The sequence below is a fragment of the Secundilactobacillus mixtipabuli genome (assembly GCF_002217925.1).
GTDB lineage: Bacteria > Bacillota > Bacilli > Lactobacillales > Lactobacillaceae > Secundilactobacillus > Secundilactobacillus mixtipabuli.
In genome coordinates this window covers 184497-209083 of the sequence record NZ_BCMF01000004.1, presented here as the reverse complement: position 1 = coordinate 209083, position 24587 = coordinate 184497, and the positions used below count along the sequence as shown (strand labels likewise).

The following is a 24587-nucleotide window of genomic DNA, read 5'->3' as shown; positions in this document are numbered from 1 at the left end:
TTTATGGCAGATTATATCCACGAAATGAGGGCCTTAGTGGGCCACCGACCAATGATTTTAACGACGGCAGCTGGTGCGTTGCTGGATGATCAGAATCGGTTATTATTGCAGGAACGAGCAGATACTGGCGATTGGAGTTTTCCGGGTGGGTACATGGAATTTGGTGCCAGCTTCAAGGAAACCTGCAAACGCGAATACCTTGAGGATGCGGGAATCGAGGTTGAGCCAATCAAATTACTCGACTTGTTTGACAAGGATTTTTACACCTACCCGAATGGCGATCAAACGCAGCTGATTACAGCACTGTACCTGGTTCGTCAAACAGGCGGCAAGCCACTGGATCACGTGACCAATGAAACGACACAGGTGAAGTATTTTGATTTGAATCATTTACCCAAACTGTTTAATGAGCAATCAAAGAAAATGGCGCAAGCAGTGATTGAGGAGGTCAACTCATGGCAGGCGGATTAATGTTAACGCAACACAAACCTTGGCACACTGAAGGCTGTGTGATAGAAGACGGCACCGCAATCGTTAATGCGAACGGGGAAAAAGTTGACGAAGCAAACGCTCTAACAGCTGTGATGGTGAGTCAAGAATATACGGATGATCAGGGCGAACACCTCTATCAAATAGGGAATGATCGCTATCTTCTAAAGAATGCGGTCACATTGAATCCGGATTTGTGGCAGAAAGCTCTTCGGGCAGGTCAAGAACCATTTAGTCTGAACGCCGAAAACATCAACCAAGTTTGGTGGGGCATGCAAAGCGGCTGTGAACCGGCGGCTTTGCTGGAAGGCCTTCATCTTAAGGGCTACGCGATCGAGCTAGATTACTTAACCTTCCTAAAGGAAATGCCCAGAGCAGCGGATTTCAACCCGAACCATGGCTTTGGCGGCGAGCCTGACCAGGATATGCCGGGCCACTTTGAGGCCATTTATCCCAAGCCGTTAGTAGCCTGGGCGCAAAAGTACGCACCTGTACGCGATGTCAGTGGCTTGACGGCCGATGAAATGCCCGCTTTACTGCAACAAAAAAAGCCCTTGGTGGCATACGTCACTGTAGGCTTTGAAACCCCAGAATGGGGCGACTATTCATTTGGACGGGCAATGGGTAATAACCACGCTGTCCTTGTTGATGGTTATTTTGGCGAACTATTGCACGTTTCAGACCCGATTGATGGTCGCTACTGGCTTAGCTTGGCTCGCTTTAAACGCGCTTATGATGCTCGCCGATGGGCAGTTGAAATTGGTTAGATTCCTAGCTGGTCTTGCAAACGGGCGATGTCCGTATCATGGTATTCAGCTTGATAGGCTTTCAGCGCATCGTGAAGACTGAGGCGAGGATTACCCTTTCGATCAGTAAGGGTCGTTGCGTGTGTCAGTACGCTTAAAATGGCTTCTTCAACGACTGAAACGGTCATGCGGAAGTAGCGGTCGATTTTGTCATCAGTGATGGCGGCCTGAGTCGTTAACTCGGACTTGGGGTAATGGGCGATTCGGTTAGCCGTTGAAAAGGCCAGTACAATTTCACCGCTGCCATTACCAATGAACGCGCCGGTTCGAGTGATACCCACGCTGGCACGCTTGGCAATTCGAGTTAATTGACGTGAATTAAAGGGAATATCAGTTGCCAGAATGGTGACGATACTGCCCTTTTCTTTTTGCTTTTTTTCTGCCTTAAAAGCGTCAAGTTTCTCGCCAACTGGGACGTTATAGATGTTCAGATCACGCAAGAAGCCGTAGTTAGACAGCACTAAAGCGCCCATGGTAAATGATTTGCCATCGATTTGAATGACCCGGCTAGCAGAACCAATGCCGCCCTTTAAATCATAGCAGCTCATGCCAACACCCGCGCCAACCGTTCCTTCTTCAAAGGACTGACCAGTGTGGTGCAGCGTGTTTAAGACGTCTTTTTTGGTCATGAAAACATCGCGGATATCGTTAATATCGCCATCATTGCATTCCATAATCACGGGATTGACCGTGCTGGTGGTGTCACCAATGTCTGGGTTGTCAGCCATCATGTCCTCAGCTAATGCTGTCTCGGCGGTGCCCACAGCAAACGTATTCGTCAAAACAATGGGCGTTTCAAGGGTGCCGAGTTCATTGATCTGAACCAGGCCAGTGCTTTTGCCGAAGCCGTTGATCACGTGAGCAGCAGCGGGTAATTTATTCAAAAAGACGTTGTCGGCAGCGGGTTTAACCACGGTGATCCCAGTATGGTGCGTGCCACTATTAAAGGTGGTTTGCCCAACGGATACGCCCGGAACGTCAGTGATTAAATTCAATGAGCCAGGGACGGAATCCGTGCTGACCTTATCTAAAAATGGTTTTGAGAGTCCCAAAAAAAATTCCTCCTTTGATTGCTAAATGACAGCTTTGAAAGATAATAAAGCGGTAACATAATTATCATCATTATAGCAACTATTCTATAAAGTGGTTATGGTGGCTGCTGATCTTCACGCGAATTTCCATAAAAAGACCCATAAATGATAATTTCGACTCGAAAATATGATACAACTAGACTAATTAAATTTAAGGAGGGATTCTTTTGCTGAAACAAGATGGCCATTCACACACAGAGTTCTGTCCGCACGGTAGCGGTGATGATGTGGAAGCAATGATCCAAAAAGCAATTCGGCTTGGCTTTAAGAGCTATAGCGTGACGGAACATGCGCCACTGCCACCAGACTTTAAACAGGAGTATGCAGGGCTTGAAACCGGTTATACGGAAGCGTCGATGGCGATGAGCGATCTGCCAGCCTACTTCAAAAAAGTCCAACGGATGCAGGCCAAATACGGCGATAAAATTCACATTAATGTGGGCTTTGAGGTTGATTTCTTACCGCATCACGTGCAGTGGACCCGGGATTTCTTGAATGAGTACGGCCCGCAAACTACTGATAGTGTGCTGTCCGTTCACTTTATGCAGGGTAAGGATAACCAATTTTGGTGCGTTGACGATACTCTTGATGATTTTGAAAAAGGACTGTTAAAACCGGCTAAAGATGGTCAGGCACTCTACCGTCATTATTTTAAGGCGGTTACTGAAGCCGTTAACGCCGATCTTGGTTCGTATGCCCCGAAACGAATTGGGCACATTACCTTGATTAAAAAATTTCAGGACTATTTCGGACTGCCGCGGACATACGACCGTGAAACCCAGAGTGTGATCAACGCTTTGCTGCAGGCGGTTAAGCAGCGAGGAGATGAACTCGACTACAACGCTGCGGGTTTGTACAAGGAATTCTGTAACGAAACTTACCCTGATTTTGATATTCTAAAACAAGTGCAGCAAATGGCCATTCCGTTAGTCTATGGCTCCGACGCACACAGTATTAAAGAAGTGGGCCACGGCTATCACACGTTGATGGCTCTCATTAATTTAAAATAATTTTTAGAGTTCAGGAATGCGATTAAACTGGGGTAAATTGCGCTAAACACTAGAATAATGGTTATTTAATTTAACAAGTAGCGTTGACAAATTAAAATTTGGTGTTAAATTATATACAACATTAAAACTAAATGACAAAATAAGTTGTGATTAGAAAAAGTAGTTGAACACCAATGTGAAGAGAGCTTGGGCCGATGGAATCCAGGTGATTGGGACAACGAAACACCTCTATGAACTGATCAGCTGAATTAAGTAAGCTGCTCCGCATGTTTAGCGTTATCAGGGTTACCTTAACTGTTCTTGAAGTCTCTTCAACGACTAGTTATTGGCAACGTAAGGCCGTCATCGTGAGGTGGCGACAAATTGAGGTGGAACCGCGATTTAAATCGTCCTCGTAAACTAACTAGATTAGTTTGCGAGGACTTTTTGTTTATCAGAAAGGAGAACAGCATGATTAAAAACCGAAATTTACCAAGTGGCACGCGAGACGAATTTGGTCCCCGAGCGGCTGTTAAGGAAAACATTTCAAGCCAACTTTTTTCAATCTTTAAGCAACGTGGTTTCACCAAATTAACCACGCCGATCCTCGAATATGCGGATGTTTTTAAGCCGTTGAATTTAGCTAATTACCGGCCGTATCAATTACTTGACGAGCAGGGGGAGGCCTTGGTGCTAAGACCCGATTTAACCCTACCAGTAGCACGAATGATGAGTACCACGGGGGTTGAGTTACCGGCCAAATGGTATTACGGCGGTGATGTCTTCCGAGTGAAAAAGCAGTTATCCGGTAGTTACAACCAAGTGACGCAAGCTGGTATTGAGTTAGTTGGGTATAGCAGCATCAAAGGGGAGTTGGAGTGCTTAACGATTGCACTAGCGGGTTGCCAGGCAACCGGAATTAAAGAAATGACCTTGGAACTAAGTGATGCTCGATTCGTTGAGGGTGTTTTAGCAGCTTTACCGGTACCAGAGCCAACTAAGGTAGCTCTCAAGCAGGCGTTGTTTACCAAGAACCTGACCGTTTACAACCAAATTTCGGAACTACTAGCCGACACCGAGTTTGGTGAATTCCTAAGTGAATGGCCGTGGCTGTTCGGCGATTTCGATACGGTCATGAAGGTGGTTCAGCGGCTACCCAAGATTCCGAAAGTACAGACGGTAATCGACAGTCTTAACGCTGTTAACCAGTTTATCAAGCAGATGGCGCCGAATCAGCACGTGGTTCTCGACCTCAGTATTCCGTCGCCACAGACGTACTACACCGGAATGGCTTTCCGGGGATACACTCAAAATGCATCGGACTACCTGTTCAGTGGTGGCCGATATGATGACCTGCTAACGAGTTTCCAGCAGATTAAAGAACCTGCCGTTGGATTGGCGTTCGATGTGGACGCGTTGGCTGATCGGGTACCGTTACCGGATACAGCCAAGCAGACTTTAATCTACTTCGATTCGGCTCAATGGCAGGAAGCTGAAGAGGTGTTGCAGGAGACGCCCAACAGTACCTTGTGTCTGGCAGATAGCCGGGATGAAGCTAACCGAATTGCAGTTAGTAACAATCAGCGGCTGTTGAATTTAACGAAAGAAGGTGAGTAAATGCCAATCAAGATTGCTTTAACTAAGGGCCGGGTGGAACAGCAAGTGGTGCCACTGCTTGAAGCCAGCGGCATCGACTGCAGCGGGATCCGCAATAAGGGCCGGCGGTTGATTTTTGATGAAGATCCGGTGTACGAGACCATCTTAGTCAAAGGACCTGACGTTCTCACGTATCTCAACAGCGGATCCGTCCATCTGGGGATTGTCGGCAGCGACATCTTAGCTGAACAGAACAACACCCAGTACGCCATGCTAGACCTTGGCGTTGGTCGTTGTCGATTCGTGTTGGCATCCACCGGTGACTTCGATCCCCAGCAAGTCCGCCGGAAAATCATTGCCACCAAGTATCCCAATATCACGAAGCGTTACTTTCAAAGTATTGGTGAGGATGTTGAGATCATCCGCATTGAAGGTTCGGTGGAACTAGCGCCGTTGATTGGTTTAGCCGATGCCATCGTTGATATCACCGAAACTGGGACAACGTTACGAGAAAATAACCTTCACGTTTACGCGGAACTGCAGCCGGTCAGCACTCAGCTGGTGGTCAACCGCCTCGCCTTGAAACAGTATCAGTCAGAAATTAGAACCCTCGTTGAAAACCTACAAAAAGCCAAACTTAATTTAGGAGTGAATGAATAATGAAAATTTTAAAAAACCAAACCTTAGACCAATTGCTCGAACAAGTGGACCGTCAAACGGACCAGCAAGCTAACCAGCCAAAAGTTGAAGCGACCGTTTCTGGCATTATCGCCAACGTCATTAAGAATGGTGACCAAGCACTGAAAGAATACAGCCGTAAGTTCGATAAGGTTGAATTAGATGATTTACGAGTGCCGCAAGCCGACATTGACGCTGCTTATGAGAACGCAGATCAAGGCTTGATCGACGCGTTGAATTTAGCCAAAAATAACATTGTTAGCTATCACCAAAAAGAAATTCAAAACGGCTTTGTGGACGCTGAGCAAAAAGGCGTTGTCCGCGGTGAAAAAATCACGCCGCTAGCTGCCGTTGGTCTCTACGTTCCCGGTGGTACTGCTGCGTACCCGTCATCTATTCTGATGAACGTCATTCCTGCCAAGCTTGCTGGTGTGGGCAAAATTGTCATGGTCACACCGCCACAAAAGGACGGTATCGGCCAAGCTGTTTTAGCTGCCGCAAAGATTGCCGGTATCGATGAAATTTATCAAGTCGGTGGTGCACAAGCCATTGCTGCCTTAGCTTATGGTACCGAAAGCATTCCTCGTGTGGATAAGATTACCGGTCCTGGTAACATTTTTGTTGCCGTGGCTAAGAAGCAGGTCTTCGGCCAAGTCGATATTGATATGATTGCCGGGCCATCAGAAATTGGGGTGATTGCGGATGATTCAGCTAACCCAAAGGAAGTTGCAGCCGACTTACTTTCTCAAGCGGAACACGATAAGTTAGCACGGCCAATGATGGTCACGCCTAGTGAGAAATTTGCTGAAGCGGTCAGTGATGAAATCGACCGTCAAGTCAAGACGTTGCCACGTGAAGAAATTGCCAGTGCTTCGGTTAAGAATAAGGGGTTCATTGCCGTCGTTGACGACCTGGATGAAGCCTTTACCGTCATGAATGCCATTGCCCCAGAACACTTGGAAATTGAATTGGAAGACGCCATGCAGTACCTGAACCAAATTAAGAATGCCGGTTCCGTCTTCTTAGGCTTTAACGCCTCAGAACCCGTGGGTGATTACGTTGCCGGTCCTAACCACATTTTGCCAACTGGCGGGACTGCTCGGTTCTTCTCACCACTGGGGGTTTCGGACTTTGTTAAGCGAATTCAGTTCGTGACTTACTCGCGAGATGCTTTGAAGAAGGAAGAAAAGGCCATCACGACGTTAGCTCGGGTTGAGGGCCTTGAAGCCCACGCACGTGCCGTTGAAGCACGGTTTAACTAGGAGGCACACGATGAGAGAAGCCACGGTTAAGCGCAATACGAACGAAACACAAATTGAACTGAGGTTGAATTTAGACAATTACGAGACGATCAAAATCGACACTGGCATCGGTTTCTTGGATCACATGCTGGATGCCTTTGCCCGTCACGGCCGGTTTGGACTTGTGGTGAAGGCTAACGGTGATTTAAACGTTGATCCCCACCACACGACTGAAGACGTGGGGATTGCCTTAGGGATGGCCCTGAAGCAGGCGTTAGGTGATAAAGTTGGCATCGAACGGTTTGGCTCAGCCCTGATTCCCTTAGATGAAACACTCAGCCGGGTGGTCATCGATTTATCAGGTCGCAGTTACCTGGTCTTTAAAGCGGAACTGACGAATCCTAAACTCGGCGATTACGATACTGAAGTCACAGAGGATTTCTTCCAGGCCTTTGCCTTTAACGCTGAATTGAATTTACACGCAGAAGTGTTATATGGCCGCAACACGCACCACAAAATTGAAACGTTATTTAAGGCATTAGGCCGTGCGCTGCGAGCAGCCGTGACCCTTAATCCTGAAATCAAAGGGGTGCCATCGACTAAAGGAGTGATTTAATGATTGCGATTATTGATTACGACACGGGTAACACCAGAAACGTCAAAAAAGCCATGGATTTTCTAGCAATTCCCAACACACTATCCGCTGATCCGGCGGTGATATCAGCAGCTGATGGGCTGATTCTGCCAGGGGTCGGTGCGTTTGGTAAGGCGGTTGAAGCCCTGCAGGAACGGGAACTGATACCAGTCATTAAACAGGCAGCCAAAAAGGGGACCCCCATTTTAGGTATCTGCCTAGGCATGCAGCTGCTGTTTGACCGCAGCTTTGAATTTGGCGAAACGGCTGGACTAGGGTTGATTCCTGGTGAAGTGGTTGCTATTCCCGAAGATCTCGGCGTTAAGGTGCCTCATATGGGCTGGGATTCGAACATCGTGACGCAAAAAGATTCGATTGCTAATGGTTTTGACCAGGAAGCCACGTATTTCGTTCATTCCTACTACGTCAAAACGCAGCCGCAATACATCTTGGCCGAAAGTGACTACGGCGTCAAAATTCCTAGTATCGTGCGTAATCAAAACGTGATCGGCATGCAATTTCACCCAGAGAAGAGCGGTCGAATCGGTTTAAATGGTCTGGCTGCGTTTAAGGAGTTGGTATCTAATGGAAATTATTCCCGCAATTGATTTACGAAATCAGCAAAGTGTCCGCCTGTATCAGGGCGACTTTGAGCAAACCACGCTGATTTCGCAAGATCCGTTACAGCAAGCAAAACAAATTGAAGCCGCCGGGTTGAAGCGACTTCACCTAGTTGATTTAGACGGTGCTAAAAGCGGCCGGCCAGTTAATCGGGAACTGATTAAACAGATTTGTGCCGAAACCGCTTTGAAAGTTGAAGTTGGCGGTGGTATCCGAACGTTAGCTCAGATCAACGGTTACTTGACCAGCGGTGTCTCAAGGGTCATTCTCGGTTCCGCTGCGTTGACGGACCCCAAGCTTGTGCAAGCAGCCGTTGATCAATTTGGCAATGACCAAATCGTTGTTGGGATTGATGGCAAAGACGGCAAAGTGGCGATTTCTGGCTGGCTGGAGAAAAGCGATGTTTCTATGAGTACCTTGATGACATCGATGATTGCTGTTGGCGTGGTGAATTTTATCGTCACGGATATTACCAAAGACGGGACGTTGAGCGGCCCCAATGTTGCATTGTTAGCAAAACTGCAACAGAATTTTCCGACCGCACAAGTGATTGCCTCTGGTGGCGTGACCACCGTTACCGACTTAAACAACCTCGGCAACGCTGGCATCAAATCAGCTATTGTCGGGCGTGCGATGGCCACCGGTGACCTGACATTGAATACGTTAGCGGAGGTGTCCGCGGATGCTGGCTAAACGAATTATTCCGTGTTTGGACGTGGATCACGGCCGGGTAAAAAAGGGCGTTAACTTTGTTCATTTAACCGACGTCGGTGACCCGGTGGCGATTGCAGCGGCTTATGAGAAGCAGGGTGCCGATGAATTGGTTTTCTTGGATATCACGGCAACCAACGAAAAGCGTCCAGCAATTGTCGATACGATCGAGAAGGTGGCTGGCCAAGTGTTTATGCCCCTGACAGTCGGTGGCGGCATTCACAGCGTTGATGATATGCAGCGGCTGTTAAAAGCAGGAGCTGATAAAGTGGCATTGAATTCCGCAGCGGTCCGTGACCCATCACTTATTTCAAAGGGTGCTGAAAAATTTGGTGCACAGTGCATGGTGCTTGCCATCGACAGTAAATGGGATCCTGACCAAAAGCGTTATCGGGTTTACATCAATGGTGGCCGTGAAGCGACGGACTTGGACGTTATCGAATGGGCCAAACAGGGTGTTTCAGCCGGCGCCGGTGAACTGATGGTGACCAGCATGGATAAGGATGGTACGAAAACTGGTTTTGATATTCCGTTATATCAAACTCTCACAGCAGCGGTGAACGTGCCCATCATTGCCTCAGGCGGCTGTGGCCGAGTGAGCGATTTTAACGCTGTCTTTAAGCAGACGGATGTTGATGCAGCGTTAGCAGCCTCTGTTTTCCACTTTGGCGAATTTACGATTCCGACCGTTAAACAGGCTTTGAAGAAGGATGGAGTGACCGTACGATGACGTTGAAACCTAATTTTGAAAAATATCCTGATGGGCTTGTCCCGACCATCGTGGTGGACGATAAGACCCAGCAAGTGTTGATGATGGCTTATATGAATGAGGCTAGCTATCAATTAAGCCTGGAGAGTAACCAGACCTGGTTTTGGTCTCGCAGCCGGCAAGAACTGTGGCACAAAGGGGCGACCAGTGGCAACACGCAAGCGATTGTATCGATTCAAATCGATTGTGATGAAGATACCTTGTTAGTTCGTGTAAATCCAGCTGGTCCGGCTTGCCATACCGGTCAAACGAGTTGCTTTTACCGTGATATTAAATTGAATTCAGCAGGAGGGCAATAATATGCAAGATTTAGATGCGCTTTATCAATTAATTTTAGACCGGAAAAATAACCCTAAGGAAGGGTCATACACCGACTACCTGTTTACTAAAGGTTTGGATAAAATTTTGAAGAAAGTCGGCGAGGAATCAACCGAAGTGATTGTAGCTGCTAAAAATGATAGCGACGATGAATTCGTTTATGAAGTTGCCGATTTAGCCTACCACGTCCTCGTTTTGATGGTTGATCGCGGGATCAGCGTTGATCAAATCAAACGGGAATTATCGGAGCGTGAAGGCCTGATGAGTAAAACAAAGGAACGCCGGGACATTAAAGAGCTGTAGGAGGTTGCCAATGGTTAAAAAGTCGATTGCAAATTTGAAGCCCTATATCCCCGAAGAAACAATGGCTGACATCAAAAAGGAACAGGGCTTAACCCACCTGGTCCGGTTGTCAGCGAATGAGAATGAGTGGGGGACCTCACCGAAAGTGACCCAGGCCATTTTAAATTGGGGTGTGAAGGATGCTAACCGCTATCCAGACAGTGAAGTCACTGGGTTGCGACAGGCCATCGCTACGGGATTAAAAGTTGCGCCAAATAAGTTAGTTTTCGGTGGTGGGTTAGATGAAATTATTCAATTATTATCTCGGACCCTCATCTCGACTGGTGACGAAGTCGTGTTGACCCAGCCCACTTTTTCAGAATATGCCCTGCACGCAAAAATTGAAGGCGCCAAGCTTGTTAACGTCCCAGTTGACTCTTCAGGTGTCACTGATCTAGCTGGAATGCTGGGTAGCATAACACCGGCAACGACAATGATTTGGTTATGCAATCCGAATAATCCGACAGGCACTTATGTAACCCATCAGGCCATTGCTGACTTTATGACTAAGGTGCCGCGATCGGTTACCGTTGTGGTAGACGAAGCTTACATTGATTTTGTGACGTCAGAAAAACCAGCTTCAGTGGTTGATCTGTTGTCTGAATTTGATAATTTGGTTGTTTTGCGCACCTTTTCTAAGGCATATGGGCTGGCTAATTTTCGGGTTGGTTACGCAGTTGTGGCACCCCAACTGGCTAAGATATTGCAGACGGTGCGATTGCCATACAATTTAAGTACTTTCGCAGAAATTGCTGCCAGTGCCGCCTATTCAGATCAAGAATTTGTGCAGGGTGTCGTCACTGCGGTGGCAAAAGAACGTCAAAAATGGCAAACTTTTTTGACAGGGTTAAAACTTGTCAGTTATCCGTCGCAAGCAAACTTTGTCTTCTTTAAAGTTAAGCGTGCAGCAGAACTAAGTACGGAACTTCTTCGTCATGGGTATCTTGTCCGGACTGGATTAGGCCCCGATTGGTTACGGGTTACCATTGGTAAACCCGAGGATAACCAGCGGGTTCAGAATTTGATTCAGCAATTCGTTCAAAAATAAATTATAAAAAAGTGCGACTAAGTCTGGTAAAATAACCAATTTAGTAGTACTTTTTTGTTGTTATATCGTATCTGATATTGTTACAATTGAACTGACCTTTTTATAAATCTATAACAATCATAATTGGATATTTTTGAAGGATAGCGGATACTGTTAGGAGGAACGGGAACATGGCACAGACTGCATATATTTCGCTGTCTTGTCTGCCATTACCGACTTTCATTGAAGGTCGCCAGGTCGAGCTTAAACCTGATGGTAGTAAGATAAATCAAGTTCACTTGGAATACTTTGTGTTCGCTTTCGTACGCCAAGGGCGCTTGAATATCGTTCAAGATGGTGTGGAACAGCAGGTTAACGATGGGGAAGTCTTCATCATGACACCGGGTTACCACAAATACGAGTGGTGGGCTGATGATGAGTCGGTCACCTTAGATTGGATCTACGCTTATGTTACCGGTGACTGGCACGTTCAATCTTCGTTAACACCGGCGAAAAATTCCATGACAACCTTAATGCTGCATCCGCCAGTTCCGGTACAGACGCTGTTTTTGATGCAGCATCGGCCAGTAACGGAACCGGAACGGGTCTATTCGATGGTTGATCAGTTAGTTTCTAAGGAATTGAACTGTAATTCGAAACAGTTCTTTGAGGCTCAAGAACTGTTCATTAAGTTGCTTGCATGCCTACAAACGCAAGACAATGCTAAGAATGAATTAACCCAGATGTCCTTATCGATTCAGAAATTCCTTAAAAAGAATTTTAATAAGAAAATTACGGCTGCAACGTTAAGCGAGCAGTTTAATGCCCGGCCAAATTATATCGTTCGTGTACTGCGTCAGACGATTGGCTTATCGCCAGCTGAGTTTTTAATGCAGTATCGGATGGAAGAAGCTGCGCAGTGGTTGCTGAATACGGATGCTTCGGTGGAAGATATCGCACTGAACGTGGGGTTCCAAAATATCTATTACTTTTCAACTTCGTTTAAAAAATACACCGGGATTTCACCAACTAAGTACCGCCAGAGTGCAAAATAAGAGTCTATTAAACTATGTAAAAGGGAGTAACAGGATGATTGCCATGCTGTTACTCCCTTTTTGTGGCCTCAGCTGAAAATTAGAATTAAATTAAAATTTCGAGTGAAAATGTGTTGACATTATTTTCAGATAATGGTTTAATAACTGCATAGATATTTTAATCATTTTCTCATTTTATCACATAGCTCTCATAATGAGAGGCAAAAAGAGAGGTCTTACATATGGAAAGTACACAAGCAGCAACAGCTGACAACGAGAAAATGTCAGTCATGGATTACGTCTATAAGGTTTCGGCAGGTGTTTCAAACGCCGTTTTGGTTATGTTGGGGATTGGGTTGTTAACCCAATCAATCGCTAACTTCGTTCATTGGCAAGCGCTATTTCAGGTTGGCTCAATTGCTCAATGGTTACTGGCACCAGCGTTTGGTGCCGCCATTGCATCTCAAATGAAAGTGAACACGCTGGTTCTCTTCAGTGCCATGATTTCTTCAACGGTTGGTGCCAACGCCGTCTACTTTACTGGTACTGCGATGCACGCCGCAACCGCTACTGGTAATAAGATGGTTGAAGCAGCCCAATCAGGGATCTTCACCACTGGTCAACCAATCAGCGCCGTTGCCGCCGGTTTAGTTGCCGTATTAGTTGGTAAGTATTTGACCGGTAAGACACCACTGGACATGATGCTGGTGCCATTAGCTGCCACACTTGTTGGTTCAATCGCAGGCCTTGGCTTAGCCAGTGTTACCACGCCTGCTTTGAACTGGATGAGTGCTTTCATTGCCCAATCAATGCAAGTTAACCCAGTTGTTGGTTCCGTTTGTGTTTCGCTTGCTTGGTCACTGTTCCTGATGACACCCGCTTCTTCAGCTGCTTTGTCAGTTGCTGTTATGCTGTCGCCATTAGCAGCTGGTGCCGCTTTGGTTGGGACTACCGCTCAATTCGTTGGTTTCACAGCTATCTCATGGCGTCAAAACAAGATTGGTGCTAACATCGCGCAAGGAATCATCACACCTAAGGTTCAATTTCCTAATCTGTTGAAAAACCCACGCTTAGCAATTCCATCGTTCGTTGCCGCTGGGGTTTGTGCACCGCTGGCAACCGTTTTCTTCGGCTTCAAAGTTTCCTACACACTTGGTGGTTTAGGGTTGAATTCATTGATTGCACCAATTAACTTGGCTTCAAGCAGTATGCCAATGTTCATCGCCTACATGGTAATGGCCGTTTTGGCACCCGCAGTTATCGCACTTGTGGTTTACCGCTTGCTCGCAGCTGTTGATTGGGTTCGAGATGAACAGCTTCATTTGGAGATCGTTTAAATTTTATCGATATCAAAAAGCACATGACATCACGTCATGTGCTTTTTTAGTCGATTCGTTTCTTCTTAATGTAATAGATAACAATTAATAAGGCGACGATGAACAAGCTGACAATCAGGATCAGCATTGAAGCCTCTTCGAACCAGCCCATAACAGTTTTCCAATGAGTACCGGCCAGACAGCCAGCGTTAATTAACACCGTGTTCCAAATGAGGGTACCTAAAGTCGAAAGGGTGACGAATGACCAGAATGGGTATTCTGCCATTCCGGCTGGAATAGAGATCAAGCTGCGTACCACGGGAACGAAACGGCCGTAAAAGATGGCCAGACCGCCGCGACGGTTAAAAAAAGTACTGGCACGTTTAATATCCGTTTGTTTTAAATGCAGCAGCCGACCTATTCGGGTAGCCACAAATCGACTGAGGCGTTCAACGGAAATCAGCCGGCCAATACCATACAGGAGAATGGCACCTAAGAGTGAACCAAACGTTGCGGCGATGATGGCTCCCCAAATGGTGAGGTTACTGGTGAGGGTTAAAAAACCGGTAAAAGTCAGAATCACCTCGGAGGGAATGGGTGGGAAAATATTTTCCAGCGCAATCAAACAAATAATGGCCAGATAACCGTATTGATCAATGAGGGTCATGATAGTTTGAGTATTCATAGTTGCGCTCCTTAAAACGTAATAGAAGTTTCTCTTCCTAGTAGTTTATCGGATTTCCCTGAGCTGGGTCAATTTAACCGCTTAAAGCTTAGGCTTTCTTAAGCATTTAAATGAGTGCTGAGTGCCGATGGATTGGTTAAGATTCGAACTCTGATTGCCCCATCAATGCTGCTGATCTCTTGAATTAAACGGTTGGTATCTTCAGCGGTTAAGTGGGGCTTGAGTAGATCAATATTGACTAACATGTACCCATGTTCTCCCCGCATGTTGCTGATCATTTCTAAAACTGGAACGTGATGCCGACTTAAGATGGTTGCAATATCATTCCAAAAAGCACTTCTCGATTTAAAGAAAACGGTTAGTCGGTGGGGACTGTTAAACGGTAAATCAGCCGTGGGAAAATTAACTGAGGCTCTAATCACACCTGTTTCGAGGAAGTCACGCGTATTTTGCAACGTGAGGTTGGCACTTTGAGATAGCGCTTCAACGGTGTTACCACCTAGGTGCGGCAGCATGACGACGTGTCCTTGTTCCCGTAATGCAGTCGTCGGGAAATCAGTGATGTATTGCTGAAATTGCCCCTGATTGAGTGCGTCGATAACGGCTGCGTTATCAACCAGCTCACCTCTGCCGAAATTCAAGAGGACAGCGTTGTGACGCATTGATTTGAAACGGTCGGCATTCATAAGCCCCTCGGTGGTTTCGGTTAAAGGTAGTAGCAAAACAACGAAATCCGCGGCTGCCAGGACGTCTTCGATGGTTTCCAGTTGCTGAACAAATTGCAAATTTTTAGGACTACGATTATAACCAACCACTTGCATACCTAAATGATAGCAGCTGTCAGCTAGGCGTTGACCGATTGCACCAAGACCTATGATACCAATTGTTTTGCCGTAGAGTTCGTGACCAATGAATTGGTAGCGGGTGGCTTCTGCCTGCTGTTGAAGGTGATCGCCCTTTAAGCCCGCGGTGTGATTGATTGCTGCCTGTAGCGGACGAGCAGTGGTGAATAGGACTTGGAGAACTAGTTCTTTAACGGCGTTAGCATTGGCGCCGGGCGTGTTGAAAACAGCCGTGCCATTTTGAGTGCAGGCATCAATATTGATCGTATTGGTGCCGATTCCTGACCTAGCCACCAGCAAAAGGTGCTGCGTGATCAGCTCATCAGGAACTTTGGAGCTGCGGACAAGGACGGCGTCAGGGGTATCGGTATCTTTAACCTGGAAAATATCTCCAGCAAACTCATTTACACTAAATTCATCAATAGCTTTTACTTGGTACATCATTTTTCCCCCAAAATCAATTTTTATGTATAATAATCTCAACTATTATAAAGCGGGAGTGAGACAGATGCATATTAATTACGTGAAACTTTCCAAAGATCAGCCAACGATTGGGGAAGGCGGTCAGATTAAAGATACCAGGTTCGGTCAGTACGTTGAAATCGGCAGTGAAAATTTCATCGACAATAGTACTATAGATGATTACACGTATACCGGTCAATTATGTTTTATTCAAAATAGTGAATTGAAGAAGTTCATCAGTATGGCTGCCATGGTTCGTATTGGGCCGACCAACCATCCATATAATCGCCCAAGTCAGCATATTTTTGCTTATAACGGGACGGGTTACGGTTTCGGTGAGCCAGATAAGGCCTTCTTGGAGCAACGCAAGGCATTAAAAACGGTGATTGGTAACGACGTTTGGTTAGGCCATGATGTGGTGGTTCAAGCTGGTGTCACGGTTGGTGATGGTGCGGTGATCGGTGCCGGTGCGGTGGTTACCCGTGACGTTGAGCCATATACCATTATTGGCGGTATCCCCGGGAAGAAGATCAAAGACCGTTTCCCGGATGAAATTAAAACTGATTTAGCAAAAATTGCGTGGTGGAATTGGCCCCGTGAAGAACTCGAAGCCAACTACGCGGATTTCCGGTTACCGATTGAAGAATTTGTTGCCAAACACTTATAGTCGTGATTTAGGGGGGATTTTAATCCGGTGCCGGCCGGGTTAAAATCCCTTTTTGGTTTGTTTAAAAAAAGAATTCGCCGAAAAACCGTTGCGTCAATCATAAAATGAGACTACCTTAAGAATTAAAAAACCTAAAAAGGGGGCAGATCATGACTGAAGATGAACAGCACGTTGCCATGCAACTCATTTTGGCGGCTGGAGACGTCAAAAAATTGTCTTTTGAGGGGATTACGTTGGCAAAGAAGGGACAGATCCAAGCAGCCCGAATCAAATTTGATGAGGCAGAAAAAAGGTTAGGCGAAGGACATCAGGCCCAAAGCGACTACATTAGGACTCACGTTAACTCTGATGCGGGACTAACGTTACTCATGGTCCACGCTCAGGACCACTTGAGCATGGCCATGACGACAATTGAACTGGGTCGCGAATTAGTTGCAGTTTATGAGCGCCTTGATCAACTTGAACATTAGTTAGGACGAACTATCTTGTATTATTTAGTAGAATCGTTCTCAATTAGTTTGAATAACGACCAATTAGATGATAATATAAAGATGAAAAGCAGACAAAACCGAATAAGGGGTCGTGAATTTGGAAACTATTAATAATAATCGTTCTGTTTTAAAGAACTTGATTTTAGGCTTTCAGCATTTGTTGGCGATGTACTCGGGCGATATTTTAGTCCCATTACTGGTTGGCGGGGCACTTCATTTCAGTGCCGCTCAAATGACTTATTTGGTTTCAATGGATATCTTTATGTGTGGCATTGCCACTTTGCTGCAGCTAAAGCGAACACCGTTAACTGGGATCGGCTTGCCGGTGGTGCTGGGATGTGCGGTTGAATACGTTGCCCCTCTCCAAAGTATCGGTAATCATTTTGGCTGGACTTATATGTACGGTGGCATTATTGCGGCGGGCGTCTTTATTATATTGATTGCTGGGCCGTTTGCCGGTTTAAGACGCTTCTTTCCGCCGGTAGTAACGGGTTCTTTGATCACGTTGATCGGGTTTACGCTGATTCCTGTGGCGTTCCAAAATCTCGGTGGTGGTAACGCCACGGCTAAGGATTTTGGCTCACCATATAATCTGACGCTAGGTTTTATAACAGCGTTAGTCATTATTGTGATCAACATTTGGGGTAGAGGATTTATCAAACAGATTGCCATTTTAATTGGGATTTTAGTGGGTACTTTGCTTGCTATTGCCTTAGGTAAGGTTGGGTTTGCACCAGTGAGTGCTGCCCATTGGCTGCAACTGCCCCAACCCTTTTACTTTGGGGTACCGCACTTTGAATGGTCATCCATTGCAACCATGATTTTGGCTGCCGTTACTTGTATGATCGAATCAACGGGGGTGTACTTTGCACTGGCTGAGATTACGGGCCGTGATTTGGATACGAAGGATTTGAAGCATGGGTACCGTTCCGAAGGATTAGCCGCAATTCTTGGTGGGATCTTTAATACGTTCCCCTATTCTACTTTCTCACAAAACGTTGGTATCGTTCAGTTATCTGGTATCAAAACGCTACGGCCAGTTTATTATTCAGCTTTCCTGTTAATTTTCTTGGGTTTGATTCCTAAGTTTGGCGCAATCGCAACCTTAATTCCTGCTTCTGTATTGGGTGGCGCGATGTTGATCATGTTTGGCATGGTCGGGGCTCAAGGGGTAAAAATGTTAATGAAAGTTGAGTTCAATAATCGCAACTTACTGATTATTGCCGTGTCAGTTGGGTTAGGCTTAGGTGTCACGACTCAGCCAGCACTGTTCCAGTTCTTACCAGCTGAAGTACAAACTATTTTGAGTAATGGCATGGTCGTGGGAAGTTTTGCGGCGGTTATACTGAATGTATTACTGAATAATACGGCACTCAAACACAAAGTTGAAGACTGATCAGTCGTTTTAGTGAGGGCTAATCTCTGGCAGAGAATGTAAACCACTGTTAAACGGTGGCTACTAAAGGATAAAGCGAGTAAATCTCATTAAATTCTAGTTGAAAGCGGTGGCGAAATCCGCTACTATAAGTTTGCTAAACACTTGTTGGCATACGATTTTGCCGTCGTGTGCGAAATAAGGGGCTGCAATAACTGGAAGGTTGTTGCAGCCTCTTTTGAAAAGAATCAGGCGGTTAGTTCCTACACGAGGTAAAACCCACCGCTTTTTAATGATTATTGATGCGGTTATATGGTATCCTTATGGATAATATAATAAAGGAGTATGACTTGTCATGAATAATATTTACTTAGCAGCGCCATTCTTTAGTGATGGTCAAAATGCGCGGGTCAATGAAGTTGTCAATTTATTACGCGCCAATCCTACTGTTGCGGAAAACGGTATTTTTATCCCTTCTGAACATCAGCATGATGATTTGGAGTTTGGTTCTTTTAAGTGGCAAGTTGCGACATTTAATAGTGACGTCCGACAGGTTCGTAAAGCGAATGCCGTCGTGGCTATCTTAGATTATCAATTCGAAGAAACTAAGGAGAATGAACCAGACTCTGGTACCATTTTTGAAATTGGTGCAGCATGGCAGGCTGGTGTTCCGGTTGTTCTCGTCCAGTATGATGAAAATAAAAAGATCAATTTGATGCTGGCACAATCTTATACTGCCTTCTTTAATGGCAAAGAAGCAATTCAGGCTTTGAAGTCGTATGACTTTAATAACCTGCCTCAGCACTACACTGATAAAGAAGTGTTCTAATTTGAGGTTAAAGCCAATAAAAAAGCTGGCCGCTAAAGCGACCAGCTTGAATAATGGCTCTATGTGCATTCACCAAAAGTGAATAATAGGGACTTGGTGATATGTACGCTTGATTTGTCATCTATTATATTAACATGAGGGAATGCTCAAATTCAATAGATTTTGAAATCGCAAAGAAATTGTCATGAAGATGAAAAGATGAACCCTGAAAGACTACCTTAGATAGTTTTTCAGGGTTCTTTTGACTTTAAAATTAGTTCAAGGCATCGTGGACCTTTAACGCTAACTTGGCACGATTAATGTCGGTTTTATCTAGGGTGTTAAACCCGTTCTTACTTGCTTTCACCTTACTGTAATTATAGATGTTGGGTGTCGAACTGTTAGCAGCCATTGCATCATGGGCGTTTGCGGAGTGTTGCAGTCCCAGAGAATGGCCCATTTCGTGCGCGATGATATTCGCGTATTTAAAAGTGCGTGCCTTAGTATCGATGTGCTGAGCTACGATAGCGTGCTTAACTGAATTAATCTGTTTTTGAGCCTGATTAATTTGGGTAGCACGATAGGCGTTGTACTGACGTGCAAAATTGGCGCGGTTAGCAATCCTATGTCCGTAGGCTTGAATCCGATGGTTAGCACTAGTGACGGCTGCCAAAGTGTTTTGATTGATCATTTTGTTTCTGATCGAATAGAGCTGCTGGTTATAATCGGCTTGTTCTAATGAGATTTGGTGCTGAGCTGGTTTCCACCAAGCATCCGCAGATGTATTTTTTCCGGTCATGCCGATAGTTAGCGTATGACTGCTCTTAGTACCATTAATAAACACCTTACGGCCTAGTTTCTGATTCCAATAGGCCATTGCTAACTGCGTACTTTTTTTAATTTGCGAATCGTTGCTGGCAACATAAACCTTAGTAGTTTCCTGCCGGGTTAAGGCCGTTTGCGAGGCATAGTTTAAGCCATAGCGGCTGGCCAGCGCCCTTGCATTGTACCGATAAAAGGTCTTGCTTTGGTTTAAGCTGGCTGAACTAGGCGTGAGTGTCGCGGCATGGGCTGTCGTTCCCTGTGCTGAAAGCGGCAGCACGATAGCGGTTACCAAAGCGATGACCATAGCAAAAAAAGGTTCTCGTTTCAAAGATAATGCCCCCCCTAAAATAATCCCTATTACTTGCAGTCACTTGTATTGCAAGTGATTATATTGTATATGATAAGTTTTGTTTGCTCAATGAATATGCGCTTTTTTCGAAAGGTGTATGACCTTTCTATGAAATTGGCTTAAATGGCCGTTTTATCCTGTAAAATAAGGGTAAACGGAGGTGTTGACCTATGACTAAAATACTGTTGATCAATGCTGGAAGTTCCTCTCTGAAGTGGCAGTTGGTAAAAATGCCGGCTGAACACGTTATTGCCTCGGGTCAGGTGGAGCGACTTAATTTACCGGGCACGATTGTAAAGGTTGAAGTTGGCGGCAAGAAAACGAAAGAAGTTGTTGAGACACTTGATGAAATCACAGCTATCGACCGGGTACTTAAACGCTTGATCACAGTGGGTGGTGTTGAGACTTTAGATGAAGTTGAAGCGGTTGGTCACCGGGTGGTTGCAGGCGGCACCCTTTTTAAGGGCCCAGTTAAATTGATTCCCAGTCGGATTAATCAATTAAAAGAATTGAGCGAACTGGCACCTCTGCATAATCCGCTGGAAGTGAAGTGTATTGAGCTATTGGCACAACGGCTATCTGGTGTGCCGCAATATGCGGTATTTGACAGTGCCTATTTTCACGGATTACCAGAGAAAACGGCGATTTACGGCATCCCTTATGAATGGACTAAAAAATATCAAATTCGACGGTATGGCGAACATGGCATTTCCCACCAATTTTTAGCGCAACAAGCTGCTGAAATGCTGGATAAACCACTCAGTGAACTGAATTTGATTACCATGCACTTAGGTAGTGGGGCTTCAATCACTGCTGTAAAGGATGGCAAGCCATTTGATACGTCGATGGGATTGACCCCTGTTACGGGTGTAATGATGGGGACTCGGAGCGGTGACGTGGATCCGACTTTAGTACCATACCTCATGAAACGTTTAGACTTAGAAACACCGGAAGTCGTCATCCAAGAATTGAATGCGTCCTCGGGTCTGCTCGGCGTTTCAGGCGTGTCCTCGGATATGCGGGATCTGCACGAAGCAGCCAAGAAAAATTCCCGGGCAAAATTGGCCTTAGATATGTTTGTTACCCAAGTGGTTAAGCTAGTTGGTGGCTATTATACGGAAATTGGTGGCGCGGATGCACTGGTATTTGCTGGCGGTATCGGTGAAAAAGATCCGGAAATTCGCCAAGCCATTATCGATGGGCTAAGTATTTTAGGCATTAAGATCGATGCCACTTTGAATGTGGCAGGTAATACGGGTTCTTTGGAAGCCACTGATAGTCGTGCGAAAGTGCTGCTTATTCCAACAAATGAAGAACTCGCAATGGCGCGTGGCGTACAGCAGCTGATGGAGAATGAAGGTTGAAGTGAGTTTTTAAAGTAGACAAGGCCTGTTCCGACAAATTTGCCGGAACAGGCCTTATTTTTAATACACTCATGATGTGGCTAAGTTTTGCTACATGCTCATAACGTTTTGATCCAAGATTGAGCCGCCATTAATTCCGCTTGTGAGAGGTGGTGGGACTGATGATGCTTGAAAATTTTAATATCGGCGTGAGCATCGGTGAGCTGCTGGGTCAATTGATCGAAATTGTCTTCGGCAACAATTGGGTCCAAATCGCCATAGGTTGCAAACGCCCGATGGTGTTCTAGATTAACTGCCTGCTTAGGCGGTGTGATCATCATCGGATGTAATAAAACGGCGGTTTTAAATGACGTTGGCTGATTTAACCAAGCGTAGGCTGCAATGTTAGCACCATTGGAGAAGCCCAGAACGATCAGTTGACTGGCGTCGAGCTGATAACGGGCCGTTTCTATCTCAATTGCGTGTAATAACCAGGTTGTTTCCTGTGCTAAATTAGCTAAATCAAACGTGCCGTCTTTGTGGCGAATGAAATAACGGTTACTGCCGTTTTCGTTGATTCTGCCACGGATGCCGAGTTTAGGGTGTTCTGGAAATAGAAAAGTGGCGATTGGGAGTAAATCACTTTCATCCCCACCCGTACCGTGAAGCATCAGTATGGGGGCTAAGTTAGTCTTGCCGGGGAAGAAGGCGCTGTGAATATCAGTTGTCATGGGTAGCCTCCTCAGAGTTAAAGGGTGTTAAGTTTGCTTCAATCATAGCTCGCTGATCTTCTAAAAAGGGTGGCAGTTCGAGGTGAACGCCGGCTTCTTCATAGGTTTCATCGACTAAGAAGCCGGGACCATCAGTAGCAATTTCAAATAGGACTCCTGGGGCCGCACGAAAGTATTCGGACTGAAAGTAGAAGCGCTCAACAAAGTCAGAATCATGGAACCCAGCCAGCTGAATGCGTTGGATCCAGTAGTTCAACGTCTCGGTATCCGGCGTTCTAAAAGCCAGGTGGTGAACGGAACCATAACCTTGAATACTGTCAGGGAGAGCTGCACTGATTGCGATAATCACTTGTGCACCGTGACCACCGTCATGAAGTTCGTAAAGGGTCTGTGAGCCCTCTTTTTCGCGTTTAGCGAAGCCCATAATAGTTGTTAAAATCGTGCCCAGGTTCTCGGGCTCTGAGAGGGTGATCGTTGTTGGACCGAGTCCCCTAATTGCAACCTCGCTGGGGATGGGACTGTGGCGATAGGGCGTCCCACCAGACAGGCCAGCGTTGTGCTCATCCGAAACTAACTGATAGCGTTGATCATCAAAATCGTAAAAAGGAAGTGTTTTGGCACCGAATTGTTCCTGAATAGGATCAGTATTGATACCGTAATCATCAAATCGTTTTGCCCAATAGTCTAGTGAAGCATCAGTGGGGACTCGAAAGCCAATTCGAGAAATACTATTTTTGCCATAGCGGCCCTTACCGATGCCGGGAAAATCGAAGAAAGTGAGGTCGGTACCAGCTGTCCCCATGTCGTCAGTAAAGTAGAGGTGATAAGTGGTGACATCATCTTGGTTAACTGTCTTTTTGATTAAATGCAGGCCTAAAACTTCAGTCATAAAATGAAACATTTTAGGTGCACTGGAGGTAATGGCTGTGACATGGTGTAAGCCAATTAAATCAGTCTTTCTCATAAGTCGTTCTCCCGTTGAATACTTGATTTTGAACGTATTATGACAGATTATTAAATTGGGCACAATGATATTGGCTTGGAAACGTCTCTAATCGCTTGCCTCCACACCTTGTCTTAATCAGGTTACAGCAAGCAGAGACTTGTGCATAAGCCACTTAAAATATAAATCCAAGCCCGGGATTTTTATTTCAAGTCCCTTAAGCTTCAGTCTCTAACCGCTTGCTTTCACACCTTGTCACACAACAGTAAAAGAACTGTAATTCACATGTTTTCACTCTGTTTCATTGATGCGTTACACTAGATGTAATTAAAAAAACAAGACTAAGGGGATTTACATGAAAACTAATCAAATGATGAAACAAATTATTGCCGGTTCATTGGCACTTGTTAGTGCATTGACGATTGGAACAACAGCCTTTGCTGCTAAGACCAAGATTGCTGATGTTTCACAATATCAGGGGAATATTAACTGGTCGAAGGCATCTAAAGATCTGCGGATGACGATTATTCGGGTTAAGCACGGTAACCCTGGCGACTCAGATTACCGTATTGATACCAAGCGTGATGTGAACGCGAACGGTGCACACAAGTATGGCACACCATTTGGTCAATACGACTATACCGAATTTAACAGCACGACTGATGCGGTAAATGATGCCCGTCAATTCTACGCACTGTCCAATAAGAATGCTAGATTTTACGCTTTGGATAACGAACACCGGGTATCAGGCGCCAAGGGCCACGAACAGACCTACGTTAATGCTTGGTATAACACAATGCGGAGCCTGACTAAAAAGCCTCTGGTTTATTACTCATACCAAAGTTATGTCAGCCTGTATAAAATTAATTCATCTAAGTTTAATGGATCATGGATCGCCAACTACTCACAAAAGCCTAACGTCCCAACTGACCTTTGGCAATATACGAGTTCTGGCTCAGTTTCAGGAATCAGCGGCCGAGTTGATTTAAGCCGGACAGTGGATAATTCAACGGTGACGAAGTGGTACACTAACACACCAAAAGACAGCTACTTTACCAGTGTTAAAAACGGCCAAAAGTTACGGATCACTCGTAATATTGGCAAATACCAGACCGCTAATTTAAGCGGTAAAAAGGGTAGCCTGAAGTACAATACGATTGTGACTGCAAAGGCAATTGCACGTTCAAACGGCGGTACCTACCGCATTCAATTGAGCGATGGCAGTTACATCACAGCTAACCAGAGTTATGTTCAAGTTCAGTAAATGATAAGTGTTTGAGGTCACCGTCCAGTGGGCGGTGACCTTTTCTTGTACAGCGGTTAAGGTGCTCTATTCTAAATGCGCACCTTGATTTATGACATTAGAATGTTATGATAAAAATAGCGTTTATTCTGAGAGGACAA

General features: G+C 45.5%; 27 protein-coding genes and 1 other annotated feature. Of the genes, 21 read left to right on the top strand and 6 right to left on the bottom strand.

Annotated elements, in window-relative coordinates:
- Positions 1-3: 3 nt before the first annotated feature.
- Together IWT5_RS04910 and IWT5_RS04905 are read left to right on the top strand one after the other, a co-directional pair.
- The gene (locus IWT5_RS04910) at positions 4-471 is read left to right on the top strand and encodes an NUDIX hydrolase (RefSeq protein WP_089108843.1); all 468 of its coding nucleotides are present in this window, start codon (positions 4-6) and stop codon (positions 469-471) included.
- Positions 456-1256 carry a C39 family peptidase gene (locus tag IWT5_RS04905; RefSeq protein ID WP_089108842.1) on the top strand — a complete coding sequence of 267 codons (801 nt, stop codon included), beginning with the start codon at positions 456-458 and terminating at the stop codon, positions 1254-1256. Before IWT5_RS04910 ends, IWT5_RS04905 begins: the two co-directional genes overlap by 16 nt.
- Here IWT5_RS04905 and IWT5_RS04900 read toward each other — a convergent pair.
- Positions 1253-2347, bottom strand: coding sequence for a DmpA family aminopeptidase (locus IWT5_RS04900; protein WP_089108841.1), 1095 nt, complete (start codon positions 2345-2347; stop codon positions 1253-1255). The two genes, IWT5_RS04905 and IWT5_RS04900, sit on opposite strands and share 4 nt — an antisense overlap.
- 209 nt (positions 2348-2556) lie before the next feature.
- On the opposite strand from IWT5_RS04900, the gene hisJ reads away from it, so the two are divergent.
- From hisJ to IWT5_RS04835, 13 genes are all read left to right on the top strand, one after another.
- Positions 2557-3396, top strand: coding sequence for a histidinol-phosphatase HisJ (hisJ, locus tag IWT5_RS04895; RefSeq protein ID WP_089108908.1), 840 nt, complete (start codon positions 2557-2559; stop codon positions 3394-3396).
- 137 nt (positions 3397-3533) lie between these two features.
- Positions 3534-3793, top strand: a binding site (T-box leader).
- A 53-nt stretch (positions 3794-3846) separates the two neighbouring features.
- Positions 3847-4992 (top strand): ATP phosphoribosyltransferase regulatory subunit, encoded by a 1146-nt coding sequence (locus IWT5_RS04890; RefSeq protein ID WP_439959079.1) that lies wholly within the window; start codon positions 3847-3849, stop codon positions 4990-4992.
- The gene (gene hisG / locus IWT5_RS04885; RefSeq protein WP_089108840.1) at positions 4993-5631 is read left to right on the top strand and encodes an ATP phosphoribosyltransferase; all 639 of its coding nucleotides are present in this window, start codon (positions 4993-4995) and stop codon (positions 5629-5631) included.
- The gene (gene hisD, locus IWT5_RS04880) at positions 5631-6911 is read left to right on the top strand and encodes a histidinol dehydrogenase (protein ID WP_089108839.1); all 1281 of its coding nucleotides are present in this window, start codon (positions 5631-5633) and stop codon (positions 6909-6911) included. The genes hisG and hisD overlap by 1 nt, the downstream gene beginning before the upstream one ends.
- A gap of 10 nt (positions 6912-6921) precedes the next feature.
- The gene (gene hisB / locus IWT5_RS04875; RefSeq protein WP_089108838.1) at positions 6922-7506 is read left to right on the top strand and encodes an imidazoleglycerol-phosphate dehydratase HisB; all 585 of its coding nucleotides are present in this window, start codon (positions 6922-6924) and stop codon (positions 7504-7506) included.
- A complete protein-coding gene (hisH, locus tag IWT5_RS04870) occupies positions 7506-8132 on the top strand; it encodes an imidazole glycerol phosphate synthase subunit HisH (RefSeq protein WP_089108837.1) in 627 nt (208 codons plus the stop codon). Before hisB ends, hisH begins: the two co-directional genes overlap by 1 nt.
- Positions 8110-8838, top strand: coding sequence for a 1-(5-phosphoribosyl)-5-[(5-phosphoribosylamino)methylideneamino]imidazole-4-carboxamide isomerase (gene hisA / locus IWT5_RS04865; RefSeq protein ID WP_089108836.1), 729 nt, complete (start codon positions 8110-8112; stop codon positions 8836-8838). Before hisH ends, hisA begins: the two co-directional genes overlap by 23 nt.
- Positions 8828-9586: an imidazole glycerol phosphate synthase subunit HisF gene (gene hisF / locus IWT5_RS04860; protein ID WP_089108835.1), complete on the top strand. Its 759-nt coding sequence runs from the start codon at positions 8828-8830 to the stop codon at positions 9584-9586. Before hisA ends, hisF begins: the two co-directional genes overlap by 11 nt.
- A gap of 2 nt (positions 9587-9588) precedes the next feature.
- Positions 9589-9924 (top strand): phosphoribosyl-AMP cyclohydrolase, encoded by a 336-nt coding sequence (hisI, locus tag IWT5_RS04855; protein WP_089108906.1) that lies wholly within the window; start codon positions 9589-9591, stop codon positions 9922-9924.
- A gap of 1 nt (position 9925) precedes the next feature.
- Positions 9926-10246 (top strand): phosphoribosyl-ATP diphosphatase, encoded by a 321-nt coding sequence (gene hisE / locus IWT5_RS04850; protein WP_089108834.1) that lies wholly within the window; start codon positions 9926-9928, stop codon positions 10244-10246.
- A 10-nt stretch (positions 10247-10256) separates the two neighbouring features.
- Positions 10257-11333: a histidinol-phosphate transaminase gene (hisC, locus tag IWT5_RS04845; RefSeq protein WP_089108833.1), complete on the top strand. Its 1077-nt coding sequence runs from the start codon at positions 10257-10259 to the stop codon at positions 11331-11333.
- A 170-nt stretch (positions 11334-11503) separates the two neighbouring features.
- Positions 11504-12367 (top strand): helix-turn-helix transcriptional regulator, encoded by an 864-nt coding sequence (locus IWT5_RS04840; protein ID WP_089108832.1) that lies wholly within the window; start codon positions 11504-11506, stop codon positions 12365-12367.
- A 221-nt stretch (positions 12368-12588) separates the two neighbouring features.
- On the top strand, positions 12589-13683 hold the full coding sequence (locus IWT5_RS04835; RefSeq protein ID WP_089108831.1) for a PTS sugar transporter subunit IIC: 1095 nt from the start codon (positions 12589-12591) through the stop codon (positions 13681-13683).
- Between the two features lie 46 nt (positions 13684-13729).
- On the opposite strand, the gene IWT5_RS04830 is transcribed toward IWT5_RS04835, so the two are convergent.
- Together IWT5_RS04830 and IWT5_RS04825 are read right to left on the bottom strand one after the other, a co-directional pair.
- On the bottom strand, positions 13730-14347 hold the full coding sequence (locus IWT5_RS04830) for a DedA family protein (RefSeq protein ID WP_089108830.1): 618 nt from the start codon (positions 14345-14347) through the stop codon (positions 13730-13732).
- 98 nt (positions 14348-14445) lie between these two features.
- Positions 14446-15630 carry an NAD(P)-dependent oxidoreductase gene (locus IWT5_RS04825; protein WP_191981282.1) on the bottom strand — a complete coding sequence of 395 codons (1185 nt, stop codon included), beginning with the start codon at positions 15628-15630 and terminating at the stop codon, positions 14446-14448.
- Positions 15631-15697: 67 nt separating this feature from the next.
- Between IWT5_RS04825 and IWT5_RS04820 the strand changes: the two genes are divergently transcribed.
- The 4 genes from IWT5_RS04820 to IWT5_RS04805 all read left to right on the top strand — a co-directional run bounded on the left by IWT5_RS04820 (position 15698) and on the right by IWT5_RS04805 (position 19013).
- On the top strand, positions 15698-16318 hold the full coding sequence (locus IWT5_RS04820; protein ID WP_089108828.1) for a DapH/DapD/GlmU-related protein: 621 nt from the start codon (positions 15698-15700) through the stop codon (positions 16316-16318).
- A 149-nt stretch (positions 16319-16467) separates the two neighbouring features.
- Complete coding sequence (locus tag IWT5_RS04815; protein WP_089108827.1) at positions 16468-16788, top strand: PTS lactose/cellobiose transporter subunit IIA; 321 nt, start codon at positions 16468-16470, stop codon at positions 16786-16788.
- A gap of 118 nt (positions 16789-16906) precedes the next feature.
- Positions 16907-18205, top strand: coding sequence for a nucleobase:cation symporter-2 family protein (locus IWT5_RS04810; RefSeq protein WP_439959078.1), 1299 nt, complete (start codon positions 16907-16909; stop codon positions 18203-18205).
- A 334-nt stretch (positions 18206-18539) separates the two neighbouring features.
- Entirely contained in the window at positions 18540-19013 is a 474-nt protein-coding gene (locus tag IWT5_RS04805; RefSeq protein WP_089108825.1) for a nucleoside 2-deoxyribosyltransferase, read from the top strand.
- A 253-nt stretch (positions 19014-19266) separates the two neighbouring features.
- On the opposite strand, the gene IWT5_RS04800 is transcribed toward IWT5_RS04805, so the two are convergent.
- Complete coding sequence (locus tag IWT5_RS04800) at positions 19267-20145, bottom strand: matrixin family metalloprotease (protein ID WP_089108824.1); 879 nt, start codon at positions 20143-20145, stop codon at positions 19267-19269.
- A 191-nt stretch (positions 20146-20336) separates the two neighbouring features.
- Here IWT5_RS04800 and IWT5_RS04795 point away from each other — a divergent pair, with 191 nt between their 5' ends.
- Positions 20337-21530 carry an acetate/propionate family kinase gene (locus IWT5_RS04795; protein ID WP_089108823.1) on the top strand — a complete coding sequence of 398 codons (1194 nt, stop codon included), beginning with the start codon at positions 20337-20339 and terminating at the stop codon, positions 21528-21530.
- A gap of 98 nt (positions 21531-21628) precedes the next feature.
- On the opposite strand, the gene IWT5_RS04790 is transcribed toward IWT5_RS04795, so the two are convergent.
- The gene (locus tag IWT5_RS04790; protein WP_089108822.1) at positions 21629-22240 is read right to left on the bottom strand and encodes an alpha/beta hydrolase; all 612 of its coding nucleotides are present in this window, start codon (positions 22238-22240) and stop codon (positions 21629-21631) included.
- Positions 22230-23204, bottom strand: a complete 975-nt coding sequence (locus tag IWT5_RS04785) for a ring-cleaving dioxygenase (RefSeq protein ID WP_089108821.1) — start codon at positions 23202-23204, stop codon at positions 22230-22232. Before IWT5_RS04785 ends, IWT5_RS04790 begins: the two co-directional genes overlap by 11 nt.
- Positions 23205-23538: 334 nt before the next feature.
- Here IWT5_RS04785 and IWT5_RS04780 point away from each other — a divergent pair, with 334 nt between their 5' ends.
- On the top strand, positions 23539-24447 hold the full coding sequence (locus tag IWT5_RS04780; RefSeq protein WP_089108820.1) for a GH25 family lysozyme: 909 nt from the start codon (positions 23539-23541) through the stop codon (positions 24445-24447).
- The last annotated feature ends 140 nt before the right edge of the window (positions 24448-24587 follow it).